This is a genomic window from Megasphaera vaginalis (ex Srinivasan et al. 2021) (genome assembly GCF_000478965.1).
Taxonomy (GTDB): Bacteria; Bacillota; Negativicutes; order Veillonellales; family Megasphaeraceae; genus Megasphaera; species Megasphaera vaginalis.
The window spans coordinates 1-18,797 of record NZ_AWXA01000016.1 but is presented as its reverse complement, the minus strand read 5'-3'; the positions used below and the strand labels follow the sequence as shown (position 1 = coordinate 18,797).

The window sequence follows — 18,797 nt, the reverse complement described above, 5'->3', positions numbered from 1 at the left end:
CCCGTTCCTCCATCTCCTGCAAGTATGCATGGCTATTGGCGGCAATATGACGGATCTCATCCAACTCGTCGGAATAACCTTCGCGAATGACGCCGCCGTTGCGGATCACGGCTCCCGGTTCTTCTTTTACGGCACGGCACAACAGATCGTAAACGGCGCGATGTTCATCGATTTTCTGCTCCGCCTTTTTCAAAACGGCGGCTCCGGCTTGTGCCAAAATGCACTTCACCGCCGGCAGAACGGACAGCGATTCACGCAGCGCCACCAGGTCTTTGGGGCTGACCGTGCCGGTTTCAATACGCGTCAGTATCCGTTCAAAGTCGTAAATGCGCAGCAGCGTACTGCCGAGTTCCTGCCGCATCATTTCGCGTTGAACGAGTTCTTCCACTCCGTCCTGCCGCGCTGTGATCTCCTGAATACGCAGCAACGGCGCCTCCAGCCATTTGCGGAGAAGGCGGCCGCCCATAGCGGTTTCCGTCTTATCAAGCACGGACAAAAGAGTTCCCTGCCGCTTGCCGTCACGTACATTCTGCGTGATTTCCAGATGACGCAGACTGGATGCATCGAGAACCAGATGCCGTTCGCGATCGATGGGCTGCAATGACGTTACATGGGAAACGGATGACTGCATGACTTCGCTGACATAGGTCAAAAGAATCCCGATGGACTGCGCCGCTTTCCGGGCGGGCGCCATTATTTCCGGCGCAAAATACGCGTCGCATTTTCCTTCGTAATCGACAGCAGCATCTGTCTCATAAGCGGTAACCGTACATTGCATGCCGCGCGAAGCAAGGTATTTTTCTATTCCGGCGGCAGCGCCGTCAAGCTTTGCATAGAGCAGCTCGCTCGGCTCATAAACAGCCAGCAGATCGAACAGGCGATCTTCCATTTCCGTCAACAGGCAGACCGCCCAGAGGCACTCGCCTGTCGTCACGTCGATAAAGGCGGCGGAGACATCGTCGTCTTTACCGCTGATGCAGGCGATATAGTTGTTTTTTTTGGAGGCTATCGCATGCTCCAGCGTAATCGTCCCCGGTGTGACAATTCTGATGATTTCACGCTTAACAATGCCTTTGGCGGCTTTCGGATCCTCCATTTGCTCGCAAATGGCGACTTTATACCCCTTATGGACGAGACGCTCGATATAGGTATCGGCAGAATGGAAAGGCACGCCGCACATGGGCACCTTTTCCTTATTGCCGCCGGCCCGGCCTGTCAGCGTCAGATCCAACTCCCGGGAAGCCGTCAGCGCATCATCGAAAAACATTTCGTAAAAATCGCCGAGACGGAAGAAAAGCAGTTTATCACGGCACCGCTCCTTCACTTCCAGGTACTGCTTCATCATCGGTGTCAATTTCGTTGAATCAACCAAAATTACCTCCTATTTTACAAGATGCCCTTTCAAGACCCACGTTTGTCCTTTATCAATGCAGACCGGTACCGTATCGCCTACGGCGACGGAGCCGTCTTCTTCCCAGATAACCATCTTATTGCTCGATGTGCGGCCGAACCAGTGTTTGGCATCGTTTTTCGTCGGCCCTTCGACAATGACGTCATAAATACGCGTTTCCATCGCCCGGTTATATTCGAGACTGAACACGTTTTGTACATCCATGAGCCGTTGTAAGCGGCGATTCTTTTCTTCCTGCGAAATCTGACCGCCCATCTTTGCCGCCGGAGTTCCCGTACGCGGCGAATAAATAAAGGTATACGCCATGTCATAGCGAATTTGCTTCAACAGGTCCAACGTCTCCGAAAACATCGCTTCCGTTTCGCCAGGAAAACCGACGATCAGATCTGTCGTCAGCGCCAGATCGGGAATTTTTTTGCGGGCATACGCCACAAGCTCTCCGTAATGCGCTACCGTATAACCGCGATTCATCTTTTTCAGCAACTCGTCGGAACCGCTCTGAATCGGCAAATGCATATGGGAAACGACTTTTTTTGACGCTACCAGCGCATCAATCATGGCAAAGGTCATATCCTTCGGATGACTCGTCATATAACGAATACGCTCAATGCCGTCAATACCGTCAAGAGCCCTGATTAAAGACGAAAAACCGGTTCCGTCTTGCAGATCGAGACCGTAGGAATTGACGTTCTGCCCCAGCAGCGTAATTTCCTTATAGCCTTCGGCGGCCAACGCCCTGACTTCTTTAAGAATATCGGCCAGCGGACGGCTCACTTCACGGCCGCGGACATAAGGAACGATACAATACGTGCAAAATTTATTGCAACCATTCATAATCGGCACCCAGGCAAAAAATCGCTGAAACCGTCTGGCCGGCAATTCATGAAAAGCCGGCACCGCCATATCGGCGGCCAGATACTGTTTAGCCGTTTTTTGTCTGGCTTTGATCAGTTCGACAAGTTTATGAATATTATGAGTACCGATGACCAGGTCAAGGTGCGGCGCCCGTTCAAATAACCGGTCCCGCCACTCCTGAGCCATACAACCCGTTACGGCCAGGATCAGATTTTTATTGCGCTCCTTTAAATGCTTCAATTCACCGATCTTGCCGAGCACTTTTCCTTCCGCCGTTTCACGAACGCAGCAGGTGTTGATCAGAATAACGTCGGCCATGTCGATCTCATCCGTCATGCGGTAACCGAGTTCTTCCAACTGTCCGGCATAATGTTCGCTGTCTGCTTGATTCATCTGGCAGCCATAGGTCATGATAAAATAAAATGCATTGTTCTGAAAATCCATAGATAACGTCTCCGTCTAATATCGTAAACATAAAAAGCAGGTTGACACTTAATGATACCATAGGCGTCAGGTAAAGTAAAATTTAAAACAGACCCAACACAGCGCTGAGCCTGCATCCGTACCGATACGCCGCTGCCGCCTCACCGGCGCCACGCGCTCTCAGTCATCATCGCGCATGAACCCGTTTGTCTTACGCATATCGAAAAGGGAAGCGATAAAGCTTTCAATGTAAGGCAGAAAGGTACGGTTCCGTACCATTTCCAAAGCCTCCGCCCGCGTTACCCAACGGGCGGCATCAACTTCGGATGCCTGCAGCCGAAGTGCATTGATATCAAGATCTTTGTGAACAATATAAATATCGTCAAAACCGGGCACAAAGCGCAGACGCATAAGCGGCGGCTGGCCTTGCAGGTCGAGACGGATCCCCATTTCTTCCCAAGCCTCCCGTTCGGCAGCGGCCTGGCTCGTTTCACCGCTATGTACATGACCGGCAACGGTGACATCCCAACGACCGTTAAGGGGATCCCGTTTATTGCTTTTATTTCGCTGCTGTATCAGCAGGCGTCCGTGACTGTCAAAAAGGCAGACATGGACAATAAGAAAATATTCTCCGTCACGCAGATTTCGTTCCTCTTTCCTGGCTATCGTCCTGCCTGTGACCTGCCCCGTATAATCGTATATATCCAGCTGTTCCATGCTAACGCTTCCTCTCCGCTGTTGTTCGGTTATCGAAAACAATCTGTTTTCCGTCCTTATTTTAGCAAAAATCGGCTGCTCGTAAAAGTCTCTTCCCCGCATCAGCGGCACAGGCAGCAAGTACTTCCCATACCTCTTCCTGGCGGTTGCAACGAAAAACGGCTGCGCCGTGAAAAACAGGCCTGCCGTCGCCACTTTCCGCTGTTGTCGTGCTTGGTGCCGTAAAAATGAAACGACCACCGGTTGATTAGTCCGGTGGTCGTTTCATTTTTAAAAGGAGATCTGACAATGCTATTATCAGGCGGTTTTTTCTGCATGTGTTGTCCCTCACCCATGCTTTACCCACATCTATACTATACCACTTTATCATTTTCATGAAAATATGTATTTTACAAGAATTAAAACGATATACCCATGGACGGGAACAGCATTTTTAACTGCCTCTTTATATTTTTTACTTAATCGTTGTACAAATCCGAAAACAGAAAATTTTTACAGTCTTTATTCTTAAAAGTTATTGTTCAAATGCATAAAAATCATTGATTTTCTACAAAAGTTGCTACTTTCTCAACGATCCCCGTATCACCGGCAGGGGGATTCAACGGTCTGCAACGATCAACGCTCCCGCCGCCGCTTATATACCCAGAGGGCAAAGATCAGATAAAAGGCCATAACGGCCAGTACGTATTTAAAAATCACAACATAGCCTACTGCTCCGGCTGCCGCACCTAAAACGATAATACCGGTACAGGTGCCCAGATCGAGCATGTTATAATATGTGGCACCGGCATTGCTGCGCCGTTCAGGCGCCGCCGTATTGAAGAGCCAGGTCATGACGGACGGCATCACGAGACCTGCGCCGAGACCGAAAAATGCGGAAGAAAACAGGAGCATCGCCGCGGAGGAGGCGGACAGGAGGAGGAGTAAAAAGACGCTGTAAATAAGCAGTCCCGGTATGATAACGGAAAAGGGACCGCGACGGTCATAAAGCTTGCCGCCAAAAAGCCGGGAGAGAAAGGTGAATAAGGTACCGATAAGAAAGAAAAAGCCGCTGTACGGGATCCCTTTCTCTTGTGCCATAAGCGGTAAATACGTGTTAACGCTGGCAAATACAAAGCCGAAAAGAACAGCAAAAAGGGAAATGATCCCTGTCCCTTTTTCATAAAGCCTGTTTTTCAGCGAAAGAGGAAGTTTCTTTCGCGCCGTCTCTGCAAGGCTGCTCTTCCCTTCCTTTTGAGACCCGGAAACGCAGCGGAACAACAGCAACGACAAGAGCGCCGCCCCTGCCGACATGGCGAAAAGCGCAACGGCATTGACATTGCTGAAAACGGCGACGCCAATAGCCGGCGCCGCTCCCATGGAAACGGTATTGCCCAATCCGAAATAGCCGAGACCTTCGCCGCGATGGCGTAAAGGTATGACGTCCACAGCCAGCGCCGCAGCAAAGGTCGTGCTCAGACCAAAGCCGAAACCGTGAACGATCCGCGCCAGCAGCAACGCATGGAAATTTGTAAACATACCGTAGCTGACCGTTGCGCTCAGCGATAAAAAAAGCCCCAGAAAAAGGCAGCCCCGTTTGCCGAGACGCTGAACAAAGGCGTCTGTAAACAACCGGACAAGAATGGCCGAAAACGCAAAAATGCCGGCAATAATGCCAATTTCACTGCCGCTCGCTCCCAGCGAGGCGGCATACATGGCAATTGTCGGCACTAAGCAATGAAAATTAACAAACAACAACCCATTGGCAATGGTAATCAAAACAAAATTTTTCGTCCATATCGTTCTTTCCGTCATGCTGCTGCCTCCGAACTTCCGATCCAACATAATGTATACCGGAATAATTATACTCTTCTATGCAGCGGTATGCAAATAATTTGCTAAAAGAACGGATCAAAGATAGCCTTGTTCACAAAGGCTCGTGTAAATGCCGTCGCCAATAATAATATGATCCAAAACGGGGATCTCCATAACTCTGCCGGCGTCGGCTATCTGCCTCGTAACCCGGATATCATCCTGACTCGGCGCAGGATCGCCTGAAGGATGATTGTGAAGCAGGACGATGGCAGCCGCATTATATTGTAGCGCATAACGAAAGACGTCACGGCCTTTCGCCAAGCTGGCATTCAACGTTCCTACGGTAATGGTGCGGACAGCGATAAGCTTATTCTTGGTGGACAAATATACAGCGGTAAACTGCTCTTGCTATAAATACCGCATATCTTCCATGACGTAATCGGCGATGGCTCGAGGCGAGCTGAAATCGGGGGCCGTCTGCTTAACGTGCTCCTTGGCAATACGCTTTCCCAGTTCAACAGCTGCACAAACGGTCACGGCTTTGTCTCTGCCGATACCGCGAATGCGGCAGAGATCGGCAACGCTGACGCTGCCCAAATGACAGATATTTTCATTTGGCAACGAACGGATAACGGTTCTGGCCAGATCCAGCACGGATTCACCCTTCAAGCCCGTGCGCAACAGAATGGCCAACAAGTCTTGCGTACTGACCCCGTCAGGGCCATAGTCCAAAAATTTTTCTCTCGGCTTCTCACAGGCAGATAACTGCCGCAGTGCCAAGGTCACAAAAGAACCTTCGCCTTCTTCAGCATCGTCTGAAGCTGTGCCAACGGCAAACCGACCACATTCGTGTACGAACCGTTCAACTTGGTGACGAACGAAGCGGCGCCGCCCTGTATGCCATAGGCGCCGGCCTTATCCAGCGGTTCGCCGCTCTCAACATAACCGGTGATCTCTTTGACTGTCAACTTACGGAACCAGACATCGGTCTTGACCACTTTCGTTTTGACCGTTTTGCCGCAAACCAAGGCCAAACCGGTATACACGCTGTGCTGACGGCCCGATAAAGCCTTCAACATTTTGACGGCCTGTGCCGCGTCCTTTGGTTTACCGAGAATCTTCCCGTCCAGGACGACAACGGTATCCGCGCCGAGAACCCATTGATCAGGATAGGTTTTTGCTACTTCACAGGCTTTGCCGCAGGCCTGTTTCAAAACAAATCGTTTCGGCTTTTCTTTTTTTGGCGCCGTTTCCTCATACGTGCTGGCCGTCGCTATATACGTTGTCAACTGCGTCAGCAACGCTTTTCGCCGCGGCGATTCCGAAGCCAAAATCAACACACTGCTTCCCTCCTCATAAACGCTTGCAAATCAATCCGGCCAAGACAATGCCGATAATACTCAGCAGGTTCGGCGCAAAATGAAGCCCTAACTGAATATCCATGATATACAGATTGAAGCGTACATTTTGTATGTCCATTATTTCATAATGTCTGGTCAACATCGGCAGCATGGCGCCGAACGACGACGCAGACAAAATCTCCCCGATAATTCCGCCCAAGATGCCTCCGACGACGAGGAAAAGCACAAAAAACAACAGACTATGCGACGTTACGGACTTCATCATTCAGCCTCCCTATGAAAACTCTGTATTCATTATACAAGCTGCCTTTCTGCGACGCAATAAAAACGGGAAAGGTTTACACGACATGGCAACAAGGATCGTATAATCCCTATGCCGCAACTCTTCCCGTTCTCTCTTACCTCATTATTTTTTTTGCATCTTCGCCCAGGTGTCGCGAAGCCCTACGATCCGGTTGACGACCAAGTGATCTTCTGTCGTATCTTCGTCAATGACGAAATACCCCTGCCGCAGGAACTGAAACTTGTCGCCGATTCCGTAGGCAGCCAGAGCCCGTTCCGCCTTGCCGTGACAAACTGCCAAACTCTTCGGATTGACCTGTGCCAGAAAATCGCCGTCGCCGCTATCCGTATCAAGCAACAGCGAATCATAAAGTCGCACTTCCACATCGACGGCGTCTGCCGCATTTACCCAGTGAAGGGTCCCTTTGACTTTTCTGTCAGCGTTGGCGCCGCTGCCGCTCCTGCTTTCCGGATCATACGTGCAGCGGAGTTCCGTGATCCTGCCGCTTTCATCTTTGATTACCTCTTCGCACTTGATGATATAGGCATATTTCAGACGGACCTCTTTCCCCGGCGCGAGACGGAAGAATTTTTTGACCGGCCTTTCCATGAAATCGTTTCGTTCAATGTAGATCGTCCTGCTAAATGATATTTTTCTCTTACCGAGCGCTTCGTTTTCCTGATTATTATCGGCTTCCATCAATTCCGTCCCACCTTCGGGATAATTGGTAATAACAACCTTCAGGGGATCAATGACTGTCATCAAGCGCGGCATTTTCAGCTTCAGATCTTCGCGAATGCAATATTCCAACAACGCCGCATCGACAGTACTATCCGCTTTGGCAACGCCGATGCGTTCACAAAAATCGCGGATCGCCGCCGGTGTATAGCCACGGCGGCGAATACCGGCGATCGTCGGCATGCGGGGATCGTCCCAGCCGCTGACGATTCCCTTTTCTACGAGGAGACGAAGCTTTCGTTTACTCATGACCATCTGCGTAATATTCAGGCGGGCAAACTCGATCTGTCGCGGCTTCTGCCCTTGCGGATCTTCCCACTCTTCCAGGCACCAGTTATATAAAGGCCGGTGATCTTCAAATTCCAACGTGCAAATGGAATGAGTAACCCGTTCAATGGCATCTTCCAGGGGATGCGCGAAATCATAGATCGGATAGATGCACCACTTGTTTCCCGTCCGATGGTGAACAGCATGAACAATGCGATAAAGAACGGGGTCACGCATGTTGATATTCGGACTGGCCATATCAATTTTTGCCCGAAGAACCTTTTCACCGTCTTTATATTTGCCTTCTTTCATTTCGGTGAAAAGACGGAGATTCTCCTCCACGCTGCGATTTCTAAAGGGACTTTCCTTTCCCGGTTCATTAAAAGTGCCGCGGTATTCGCGGATCTGGTCCCCTGTCAAATCATCGACGTAAGCTTTCCCCAACTTAATCAGCTTTACGGCGTAATCATAAAAGATGTCAAAATAATCGGAAGCGAAAAAAAGCCTGTCATCCCAGGAAAAACCTAGCCATTCCACGTCTTTTTTAATGGCATTGACGTATTCCACGCCTTCCTTCGTCGGATTCGTGTCATCAAAGCGCAGATTGGTCATGCCGCCATACTTTTGGGCAATGCCGAAGTTGAGGCAGATCGACTTGGCGTGACCGATGTGGAGATATCCGTTCGGTTCCGGCGGAAAACGCGTATGAACGCGCCGTCCGTATGTATTGGCTTCGTTATCTTCATCAATAAAATTTTCAATAAAATTTTTTGTCAGTTCCTGATCCATGAGCATGCTTCTCCTTATTCTTTTGATGCCGTTATTGTACCACATATTTCACTGCCAGACCAGTTGGCACCTTCATTTCAACTCTGTTTTGCCGACTTTTTACGCCCGCCGGGAGTACGGAATATGGTATAATAAAACCATGCCAATGAAGGAGGATTGATTGTCATGCAAATACGAAAACTGGTAACTTTTGAAGATATGGGGCTGATGCAATGGGGCGTTCTCAACGAGACCGAAACTGGCGTATACAGCGCCCTTGCCTTGGAAGAAGCTTTTTTTACGCCATTGCCCGAAATGCTGAGTGAATTTATCCGTCAGGGAACGGAAGGCCTTTTGGCTCTGGCCGACGGTTTGGAACAAAATGAACGGGAACAGGCCGTACCTGCCAGGCCGCTCGATACGGTGACTATTTTATCTCCTTTTCCGCGCGTAGAGCGGAACATCTTTTGTATCGGTAAGAATTATACCGAACATATTGCCGAATTCGACAAAACAGCGCAACCTGACGTACCGAAATATCCGATCATCTTCACCAAAGCCGGTACGGCCGTCATCGGTCCCGACGACGCCATTGACAGTCACGAAAACGTCACATCCGAAGTCGACTACGAAGGGGAATTGGCCGTCATCATCGGCAAGGCCGGCGCCGATATCCCCGCCTCGGAAGCGATGGACCACGTCTACGGCTTTACCATTCTCAACGACGTGACCGCCCGCGACCTGCAACGCAATCACCGGCAGTGGTTCCACGGAAAAAGTCTGGACACGTTCTGCCCTGTCGGCCCGTACATATTGCTCCGCGATGCCGCTCCCGACACCTTTGAAGTCATTACGAAGGTCAACGGAGAAATTCGTCAGGACGGTTCGACGGCCGATTTGATCTTCCCCATTCCCCAACTCATTGCCGTCATTTCCCAAGGAACGACACTGCAAGTCGGCGATATCATCGCCACAGGCACGCCATCTGGCGTCGGCGTCGGCTTCACGCCGCCCCGTTACCTGCAAAAGGGAGATACCGTCGAGATCACGATCCCTCAGATCGGAACGCTGAAAAACACGGTCAAATAGAAGGCATAATAATAGCGGTCAGCCACTTCGGTTTGACCGCTATTATTATGCCTTTCGACGATAAAAAGATCTCTCCGAAACAATTCGGAGAGATCTTAAGTGTAAAGTCAGACTTATGCAGCAGGACTTTCCTTGGAGGATGAGACGCCTTTCCACACCAAACCGATAATAAAACCTGCCAGGGCGAAGAGAACCCACCCCATACCGAGTGAATGGAGCGGTACCATCGTATTGAAGAAGGTATCGATTCCGCCGAGGGATATTTTAGCGGTCTGCGTGCCGTTGATCAAGGCCGGCATCATCGTAAGACCGACAGTCCACGCATAAACGCATTGACGGCCGCCAAAGGATTTATGCAGGAACGTGAGAATAATCAGAACGACGACGATAGGATATACGAACATCAATACCGGAATAGCGGCTACGATGATCGTTTTCAAGCCGAACATGGCAACACCGAAGGAAAATACGGAGAAGATGGCGACATACGTCTTATAACCAAAATGGCCTAAAATCAGTTGGAAATAGGTTGCACAGGACGTAATCAGGCCGATACTTGTCGAAAGGCAGGCCAAGAGCACGATGATCGCCAAAATAATGGCCCCGCCGTAACCCAAAAGAATCTGCGCGCTATTGGAAAGTACAGGAGCGCCTGTTTCCAAAATACCCATTTGCGTAACGCTTTCGGCGCCAAGCTTGGAAATAAAGATGTAAACGAAAGCCAAGCAGCCCACGGCGACAACGCCTGATTTGAAGACTTCTTTGGTAATCCCCATCGTGCTCGTTACACCGTCAGCAACGATGAATTCGATAACCAGTACGGAGAAGACCAGAGAAGCGATGGCATCCATCGTGTTATATCCTTCCAGGAAGCCCGTTACCCACGCCGTACCTGCCGTCGCGTAAGCATCGGTCGGAGACTGCGGTACGCCCAACGGCGTAATGAAAGATTTGGCAATCAGGATAAGGATGGTAATTAAAAGTGCGGGAGTAAGGATCTTGCCGATACGGTCAACCAATTTGGACGGTGTAGCTGACAACCAGTAGGAAATAACAAAGAAAATAACGAGAAATCCCGTCATGATCATATCGTTGCCACCGTTTTCCAGGAACGGGCGGACGGCGATTTCATAAGAAACGCTGCCTGTACGCGGCGTAGCGAAGCACGGTCCGATAGCCATGTAGGAAATAACGGTAAAGCAGACGCCGAATACGGGATGAACACGGCCGGCCAGCTCTTCCAGATTGCGGCAGCCCGAATACCCCATCGCCAAGACCCCTGCCAACGGCAGACCGACACCGGTAAAGACGAAACCCAGTACGGCATACCAGACGTTCGTACCGGCATGCTGCCCCATGGAAGCCGGGAAAATCAGGTTCCCTGCCCCGAAGAACAGCGCAAAGAGCATGAGACCAAGTGGAATAAAGAAATTCTTGCTTTTTGTTGTTTCACCCATACATAATTCCCTCCATTCAAAAAAATATTAATGATAAAAAAGAGTAAAACGTATTAAATAAAGACCTCAATCTAAAATTATTTTATCATAAATATATTTTAAAATCATTTCATTTTTGCATTTTTTAGATATTAATCAATATTTTTAATTTTGTTTTAATAATTAAGCCTATAGAGGTCATTCAAAATGAATTAATGTAATCTTTTAGTTTTTCAAACAATCTTATATTCTCTTCCTTTTTACGCACAGCGATGCGGAAAAACGTTGAATCCAGTGCCGGATAATTACTGCAGTCACGGATTAAAATATGATTTTTTTTCATATGCAAAGAAAGCATTTCTGCATTTATCGCATCTGTCATCCACGCAAAAAAAAGAAAATTTACGGTTCGGGGATAAATATGGAGATGCGGAATCTTTTGCAAAAGAGAAACAAAATGATCGCCTGCCGATTCGATAAACGATCGTGACAAAGATTGGTAGCCGCTGTCGGCTAGCGCCGCCGCCCCCGCTTTTTGCGCCAAAACATTGACGTTCCATACATCTTTATGTTTTTCCAGCAAAGAAAGAAGCGTCTGATTGCCGATACCGAAACCGAGACGCAGACCTGGCAACGCATAGAATTTCGTCAGCGACTGAATAATAAACAAATTGTCGTACTGTCTGATCAAGGGAAACGCCGTGTAAGATTCCCGATCCTTTCGGAAATCCAAAAATGACTCGTCCACGATTACGGTCATATTCTTTTTTGCCGCATGAGCAACAATCGTTTCCACTTTTTCCCGATCGAGCAAGTTTCCCGTCGGATTGTTGGGATTGCCCAGAACTAGGCAATCTGCGCCCTCCATCGCCGGCAACAACCGTAAAACGTCCAAGTCAAAAACCGTTGTCGCCGTCATGAAAAAATATTTCACACCGGCATTTCCGGCAAGCGCCGCCCGTTCGTATTCATTGAAGGACGGGACAGGCAGAAGCACCGTTCGAGGACGCAGGGCATGAAAAAACAGATAGAGTAATTCGGCGGCGCCGTTACCGAGTATCACGTTTCCTGTCGGCACCTGATAAAAGGTGCCGATAGCCGTCTTTAATTCCCGTCCTTGCGGGTCGGGATAGTGAATGACCTGTCCCCATTCCCGCGCCAAAACGTTTCGCACAGAAGACGGCAACCCGAGGGGATTGATGTTGGCGCTGAAATCCAGCCACGCTTCGCCGTCCGGCGCCGGTTCGTAAATATTGCCGCCATGTTCAAATTCTCGTATCATCATATCACCTGCATGTCATTTCATACCCGCCGTCAATAAGACGTACCACATCGAGGAGCCGCCATTCCGGAAAAGCCGCAGCGATCTCCTCGCCCATCTGCCGCACCGTTTCCGGCGTCAATGAGACCGGAAAAAAAGCGCCTACGACAGTACCGCTGTGAGCGCCGCAAATACTGACGGCGCCATATTGCCGCGCCGTTGCCGCCAAAACTCCCAACTGCGGCTTTCTGAGGATTTCCTGATTCAGGAACAAACTCTCTGCCGCCGCTTGCAGCACATCGTCGACGGTCATGGAACAAAGCGTTTCCGCCGGCAGGCGCAGCCTTTTTTCCCCCTGCGTTGCAAGCTTGCGATGAAGCGCCAGCGTATCTACGGAACCGCCCATGTCGAATACGGCGATACAGTAAGGCGGAATTTCCGTCCAGCGATGCAAAACGGCGCCGTGTACATGATCAAACGCAACGATGCCGCGGCAGAAAATTCCGTCCGTCGGTTCGACAGACGTTGCCAGAACGGCCGTTTCCGCTTCGGATAGTCTCCTGCCGAACGCCGCAGCCGTAGCAATGATGACGGCGCTGACGTCGGCGCTGCTGGAAGCCATGCCCTTGCCTTGCGGCAGCTCGGAACAAAGGGAAAGGGAGAACGGAAACCGGCTTTCTCCCAAATACGCCAACGTCCTCCGCAAAGCGGATCGACTCTTTTCCCCCAACGGAACGGCCGGCCGGCCGGTATCCGAAATAAAGACGGTCGTATATCGATTGACCGGCGCTGTTACCAGGAAAGGCGTCGTACCGGCAACTCCCTGCAGCAATTCGCCGCAAGATCCGGGAACGCGAACACGTATTTCCATTTTATAAAAAAGCGCGGCAAAGTGCCGTAAGCAAGACAGCCAGCAACGTTGTCATATACATGAGTTGTACCGTCTGCGCAATCTGCCGTGTCCCTATAGGCTGCTGCTCATCACCCATATAAGCCCGGAACGACTGCTTGCCGAAATAGGAATTGAAACCGCCGAGCCGAATCCGTAAAGCGCCGGCTACGGCCGCTTCGGCATAACCGCCGTTCGGGCTGGGATGCTTCAACGCATCGCGCAGCATCATCTTCCAGGCGTTACGATAGGAAAAGCCGAGAAGAGCGGCGGAAAAAACGAGGAGCAGCCCTGTCAGGCGCGCCGGAATGAGGTTGAAAACATCGTCTGTCCTGGCGGCGACACGGCCGAAGTACAGGTACCGCTCATTACGGTAACCGATCATCGAATCAAGAGTATTGACGGCGCGGTACACGGCCGCCAGCGGCAAGCCGCCGAGGGCGAAAAAGAAGAGCGGCGAAACGATGCCGTCGATCGTATTTTCAGCGACCGTTTCCACAGCGGCCCGCGCCGTTTCCCGCTCCGTCAGCTGCGCCGTATCACGGCCGACAATAAGAGCCAGTTTCGCTCGCGCTTCCGTCAGACGATGGCGCAACAAGCTGTTGCGAACGCCGCCGCCGGCACGAGCCAGCGCTCGGGGACAGATAAAGAAACTCAACAGTATCCCTTGTATAACGGCCGAAAAAGATGGCTCGGTATAGGTGTCTAAAGCCCAGACGAGAGCGTAAAAAAGATCAAAAACGGCGCTCAGCATAACGGCCGTAAGCAGAAAACCAAAGAAAAAGCGGCTGTACCGGGAATTCGCATCTCCATAAAAAAAACGTTCCAGTGCACTGATGGCCGCCCCCATGACGGCAACAGGATGAAACCTGCTTTTCGGATCACCGATAATGCAGTCTGTAAAAAAAGCCGTTAATGTTGTAATCATCCCTTATCGTCACCTACAATCCGCCAAATCTTCTCCAGATCCAGATGCGCTGCCGCAATCGACGCCAGCCGGTCATATTTTTTCTCCTTCGCCGCCTTGTAATTGCTAACCTGCGTCAGCGGCAAAAGCCCTTGCCGCCGACGCAGGCAGTTGAGAAGCTCGCGGCGAAAGATGTCGTTATCAAAAATCCCGTGCAAATACGTTCCCCAGACCGAACCGTCGGCCGTACCGGATCCGATCGGCGCCGAACAGGGAATTCCGGAGCGTGAAATCACGGTCAGCGGCGTATCGCCGTCTCCATAGTCCGTACGCCCCATATGAATTTCATACCCCGAAAGGAGCGGCGCCGTCAACACGCCGCCGGCAAAACGAAGGCCCGTGCAGGATACGGTTGCCTGCGCCGTCGTTTTCTCGACCGCCAGAGTCGTCTCCATCGGCAGCAGGCCCATGCCGTCAACGGCAGCGTGCGCCGTCTCGACATGAAAAGGATCGTATATCGTACGGCCCAGCATTTGATACCCGCCGCAAATACCGATGATGGGGATCCCTTTCGCCGAGGCGTCGAAAATCGCTTTTTCCAAGCCTTTTTGGCGAAGCCAAAGCAGATCGTCCGAAGTATTCTTACTGCCCGGCAAAATAATCAGATCGGCCGCAGTGATCCCCGTCGCATCGGCGACATAATACAAGTCCGTATCGGGTTCAAAAGCCAAGCTGTCAAAATCGGTAAAATTAGAGATCTTCGGCGTCGTCACAACGGCAATTTTTATGCCTTCGCCTCGAGGCGCCGCCTTTTTATCGCCGAGCGATACCGAGTCTTCATCATCAATGCCGAGATCCGGAATATAGGGCAGGACGCCGAGAACGGGCTTACCCGTTTTCTTCTCCAAAAAGGCCACCGCTGGTTCAAAAAGACGGATATCACCGCGGAATTTATTGATGACCAACCCTTTCACCAAGTCCCGTTCGGCAGGGTCCAGCAGTTCCAACGTGCCTACCAGCGCCGCCAGTGAACCGCCGCGGTCAATATCGGCGACTAAGATGACGGGAGCGCCCAAATGCCTGGCAACACGCATATTGACGATATCCGTATCTTTCAAATTGATCTCCGCCGGACTGCCGGCGCCTTCAAGAACGATCATGTCATACGCCGCATCAAGCTTTTCCAGCGCCCGAACTACCGCCTCAAAAGCTTTCAGCGAATACGATCGGTGATACGCTGCGGCAGACATTGTACCTACCGGCTTCCCGTCAATGATGACCTGTGACGACGCATTTCCCGTCGGCTTCAACAGGACCGGATTCATTTCGACAAGAGGCTCCAATCCGGCCGCTTCGGCCTGCGCCACCTGCGCTCTGCCCATTTCCCTGCCGTCGGCGGTAACAAACGAATTCAGCGCCATATTCTGGGCTTTAAAGGGGACTGTACGCAGACCGCTGCGATAAAAAATGCGACACAACGCAGTCGTCAAAATGCTCTTGCCTACATGGGAACTTGTCCCTTGGAACATGAGATATTTAGCCAAAGTAAACTCCTTACCGGATAACTCCGACGACCGTGAAACCGGCCCGGTCCGCTTGCCGGCGATGCCGGTCCCGTTCAATAAGATTGCGCGCCCTCTGCAAGGCCGCGAAGGACCCTCTTTTTACTGATGCTTACTGACGGTAAAGGCTCGGCACGCCGTCAACATCGGCGCAAGTCGTTTGACAGCCGGGCGTACTGCAGGACCAAAATGCGCCGTAAGGACCGTCCCGCCTGATAAAACGACCTGTCTTGCAGCGCGGACAAACGTACCCGTTTTCTTCTTTTCGCGTCGCATCGCCATCGGCCGATGCCGGCTCCGTATGGCGGCAGCGCGGATACGCCGTACAGCCGTAAAAATCGCCGTATTTCCCATGCCGCAGCACCATCGGACTGCCGCAGTCAGGACAGGTACCGGCCGCACCGCCTGTCATGGGTTGAACGGCGGCCTGACCGATGAGCCGCTCCAGGAAAACCAGCTGATCGCGAAGAAATTCCTGTACGTTGTCATTTCCCGAACTCATCCGATTAAGCCGCTCTTCCCAAAGCGCCGTTTCATCGGGATAGACCATTTCATCGGGCAACGCGTCGATCAATATATACGCGGCCTCAGTCGGGCGGAGATAGTTCTTCTTCCCTTCTTCAACAAGGAATTTACGCGCAATCAGCTCGCCGATAATCGTTGCCCGCGTCGCCTCCGTGCCGATTCCCTGCACTTCTTTCAGTTTTTGTTTCAACGAATCGTCTTTGACGTATTTATAGATTTCCTTCATCGCCGCCAGCAACGTTGACGACGTAAACCGCGGCGGTGGTTTCGTCGCTTTCTCGGCAACGTCGCCGCTGCGATACGTAAGATGATCTCCCTTTCTGACAACGGGAAGTTCGTCTTTACCGTCTTCTTCGTCTTCCCCTTTATCAGTGCCGTACAACGTCTTCCACCCCGCATTGGTTACCGTTTTGCCATGGGCAATAAAGGTCTCGCCGACAGCGGTGAGGCAAATGCGCGTCTGCTCATACTCGTGCACAGGATAGAACTGCGCCAAATAAGCTTGCGCAACCAGAAAATAAATATGCTGCTCCGTTGCCGTCAATTTGTCGAAGGAACAACGCACCGTTGTCGGAATGATCGCATGGTGGGCCGTAATTTTACCGTCATTCCAGGCCCGACTTCTGATCTTGCCGTCACCGCCGGCCGCCCAGGCCGACAGCTGCTCCTGCCCCGTCTTCTGCAGATTTGCTAAAATGACCGGTACATCTTTTTGCTGATTAACCGGCAAATATTCGCAATCCGACCGGGGATATGTCGTCAGTTTCCGTTCATATAATCGCTGCGCCGTATCCAATACCTGCTGCGGACTGTAGCCATAGCGTTTGCCTGCCAGAACCTGCAGCGTAGACAGCGATAGGGGAAGGCGCTGCGATTCCCGTTTTTTCGTTTTTTTCCGTTCCGAGACGACGCCGTCAGGAGCCGCGGCAAGGCGCCGCAACAGTTCTTTACCGATACGGCTGTCAAGGCAGCGGCCTTCCGGATCGAGTCCGGACTGCGTATCCTTAGGTTGCCACTGCGCTGTCAATGTGCCGTTTTCATGTGCAAAGACGGCTTTGACAAGATAATACGTGACGGGCCTGAAGTCATCCAGTTCCCGCTGACGCCGCACGACAAGCGCCAACGTAGGCGTCTTTACACGGCCGATGGGAAACACGCCCCGATGGCCCTGGCGGCGTGCCGCCAACGTATACGCACGGGATAAATTCATGCCCATGAGCCAGTCGGCGCGGCTGCGCGCCAATGCGGAATCGCGAAGCGGCGCGAAGTCCCGGTTGTCCCGCATTGTTGCCAAGGCCTCATGAATGCTTTTTTCATCCAGCGCATTCAACAAAAGCCGTTCCACCGGCTTCGCATTACCGACGTAATCAAGGATCTCGTCGATGAGCAATTGACCTTCCCGATCAGGGTCTCCGGCGTTAACGATCGTATCGGCAGCACCTATTAGCTCGCAGATAATCGCGAACTGCTCTTTGCTGGCAGGGCTGACGATAAGTTTCCACCGGTCGGGAACGATAGGCAGATCCTCGGCGCGCCACGTCTTGTACCTGCTATCATACTCATGCGGTTCCGCCTGCTGCAAAACATGACCGTAAGCCCAGGTAACGACACCGCCGCCGGTTCTGATAAAGCCGTTGCCGCGCTGCTGCGGCGGAGGCAGACATTTGGCAAGTTCTCTGGCCATACTCGGTTTTTCCGCAATAAAAAGTTTCACCCTGCCCGCCTCCTTTTTCACCGATTTTCACTTCATCCGTAACTACTGTACAACAGTATATGATACCGTATTCCTGCGGAAAAAACAAACCATACAAAAAAGCTGCAAGGCAGCTTCTCACTGTCTTACAGCTCCGACCGTATGACCTAACGGGACTTATATCCGCCGTATGCGGAAAGCTTCGTCTTATCATGCAGCATATCACGAATCGATTTTCCCTGCCGCAACTCCTGGAGCGCCGCCTTCCCCTTGTCGGACAGACCGGCATTTTCTTTTTTTCCTAAGAGGCGCGTTTCCTCTGTAGCCCACAACGATCCGGTATTTTCATTGCGCCCTTGCAACACGTAGAGCGTATCGCCCTGCTCGCCGGCCGCCGCCAGTCCAATGCCTTTTTCCTTCTGCCAAAGCGCGGCTGCGGCGCAAAGAGCGGCATCGTCACTGCGTTTGCGGTTGAGGACCAGTACCAACTTCGTGTCCTTGTATTCCGTGCAGAAGTTAAAGTCGCCTTGCGAATCCATGGCGGCAAAGGCGGGCCCTCTGCCGTGATAAAGCGGACGAATAACGGAATCGATGGTTTCCGCCTTGCCGACCCCCTGTGTCTGAGCGTGAAGATCGTAATCGTAAGCATTGATATAGCGGCCCTGCTCGTCTTTTTTGTTCGTCATGGCCACGATGCCGTCAACGCCGGGAATGCGGAAATAATCGACTGCGGCCCGAACGACATCCAAGGGAGACGCCGAGTTGATCCACGTATCGATACCATTCGCATCGAGAGCCGCGTAAAGTTCCCTGATTTC

The 18,797-nt window shown here is 51.5% G+C and carries 14 protein-coding genes and 2 pseudogenes; 1 reads left to right on the top strand and 15 read right to left on the bottom strand.

Annotation, left to right across the window (positions count from 1 at the left end; genetic code table 11):
• The 8 genes and pseudogenes from HMPREF1250_RS03760 to HMPREF1250_RS03725 all read right to left on the bottom strand — a co-directional run.
• Positions 1-1,372, bottom strand: a pseudogene (locus HMPREF1250_RS03760) (DNA mismatch repair protein MutS); the annotation flags it as partial.
• 9 nt (positions 1,373-1,381) lie between these two features.
• Positions 1,382-2,710: a tRNA (N6-isopentenyl adenosine(37)-C2)-methylthiotransferase MiaB gene (miaB, locus tag HMPREF1250_RS03755; protein WP_023053276.1), complete on the bottom strand. Its 1,329-nt coding sequence runs from the start codon at positions 2,708-2,710 to the stop codon at positions 1,382-1,384.
• Positions 2,711-2,869: 159 nt separating this feature from the next.
• A complete protein-coding gene (locus HMPREF1250_RS03750; RefSeq protein ID WP_023053287.1) occupies positions 2,870-3,406 on the bottom strand; it encodes an NUDIX hydrolase in 537 nt (178 codons plus the stop codon).
• Positions 3,407-4,021: 615 nt separating this feature from the next.
• Positions 4,022-5,200, bottom strand: a complete 1,179-nt coding sequence (locus HMPREF1250_RS03745) for an MFS transporter (RefSeq protein ID WP_023053279.1) — start codon at positions 5,198-5,200, stop codon at positions 4,022-4,024.
• A 96-nt stretch (positions 5,201-5,296) separates the two neighbouring features.
• Positions 5,297-5,986, bottom strand: a pseudogene (gene radC, locus HMPREF1250_RS03740) (RadC family protein).
• A complete protein-coding gene (locus HMPREF1250_RS03735; RefSeq protein ID WP_023053289.1) occupies positions 5,983-6,540 on the bottom strand; it encodes a Maf family protein in 558 nt (185 codons plus the stop codon). The pseudogene radC and the gene HMPREF1250_RS03735 overlap by 4 nt, the downstream one beginning before the upstream one ends.
• A 13-nt stretch (positions 6,541-6,553) precedes the next feature.
• Positions 6,554-6,826 (bottom strand): DUF4321 domain-containing protein, encoded by a 273-nt coding sequence (locus HMPREF1250_RS03730; protein ID WP_023053281.1) that lies wholly within the window; start codon positions 6,824-6,826, stop codon positions 6,554-6,556.
• 141 nt (positions 6,827-6,967) lie between these two features.
• On the bottom strand, positions 6,968-8,638 hold the full coding sequence (locus tag HMPREF1250_RS03725) for a glutamine--tRNA ligase/YqeY domain fusion protein (RefSeq protein WP_023053282.1): 1,671 nt from the start codon (positions 8,636-8,638) through the stop codon (positions 6,968-6,970).
• 165 nt (positions 8,639-8,803) lie between these two features.
• Between HMPREF1250_RS03725 and HMPREF1250_RS03720 the strand changes: the two genes are divergently transcribed.
• Positions 8,804-9,706, top strand: a complete 903-nt coding sequence (locus HMPREF1250_RS03720) for a fumarylacetoacetate hydrolase family protein (RefSeq protein ID WP_023053290.1) — start codon at positions 8,804-8,806, stop codon at positions 9,704-9,706.
• Between the two features lie 113 nt (positions 9,707-9,819).
• On the opposite strand, the gene brnQ is transcribed toward HMPREF1250_RS03720, so the two are convergent.
• From brnQ to HMPREF1250_RS11755, 7 genes are all read right to left on the bottom strand, one after another.
• Positions 9,820-11,163, bottom strand: coding sequence for a branched-chain amino acid transport system II carrier protein (brnQ, locus tag HMPREF1250_RS03715; RefSeq protein WP_023053277.1), 1,344 nt, complete (start codon positions 11,161-11,163; stop codon positions 9,820-9,822).
• Positions 11,164-11,344: 181 nt separating this feature from the next.
• The gene (gene cobD / locus HMPREF1250_RS03710; protein ID WP_231391275.1) at positions 11,345-12,427 is read right to left on the bottom strand and encodes a threonine-phosphate decarboxylase CobD; all 1,083 of its coding nucleotides are present in this window, start codon (positions 12,425-12,427) and stop codon (positions 11,345-11,347) included.
• Between the two features lies 1 nt (position 12,428).
• A complete protein-coding gene (locus HMPREF1250_RS03705; RefSeq protein ID WP_023053291.1) occupies positions 12,429-13,274 on the bottom strand; it encodes a GHMP kinase in 846 nt (281 codons plus the stop codon).
• A 1-nt stretch (position 13,275) separates the two neighbouring features.
• Complete coding sequence (gene cbiB, locus HMPREF1250_RS03700) at positions 13,276-14,220, bottom strand: adenosylcobinamide-phosphate synthase CbiB (RefSeq protein WP_023053284.1); 945 nt, start codon at positions 14,218-14,220, stop codon at positions 13,276-13,278.
• Positions 14,217-15,743, bottom strand: a complete 1,527-nt coding sequence (locus HMPREF1250_RS03695) for a cobyric acid synthase (protein WP_036242568.1) — start codon at positions 15,741-15,743, stop codon at positions 14,217-14,219. Before HMPREF1250_RS03695 ends, cbiB begins: the two co-directional genes overlap by 4 nt.
• A 130-nt stretch (positions 15,744-15,873) precedes the next feature.
• A complete protein-coding gene (locus tag HMPREF1250_RS03690; protein ID WP_023053285.1) occupies positions 15,874-18,000 on the bottom strand; it encodes a DNA topoisomerase III in 2,127 nt (708 codons plus the stop codon).
• Positions 18,001-18,146: 146 nt separating this feature from the next.
• Positions 18,147-18,797 (bottom strand): hypothetical protein (locus HMPREF1250_RS11755; RefSeq protein WP_023053283.1); only part of this gene is annotated, 651 nt, incomplete at its 5' end.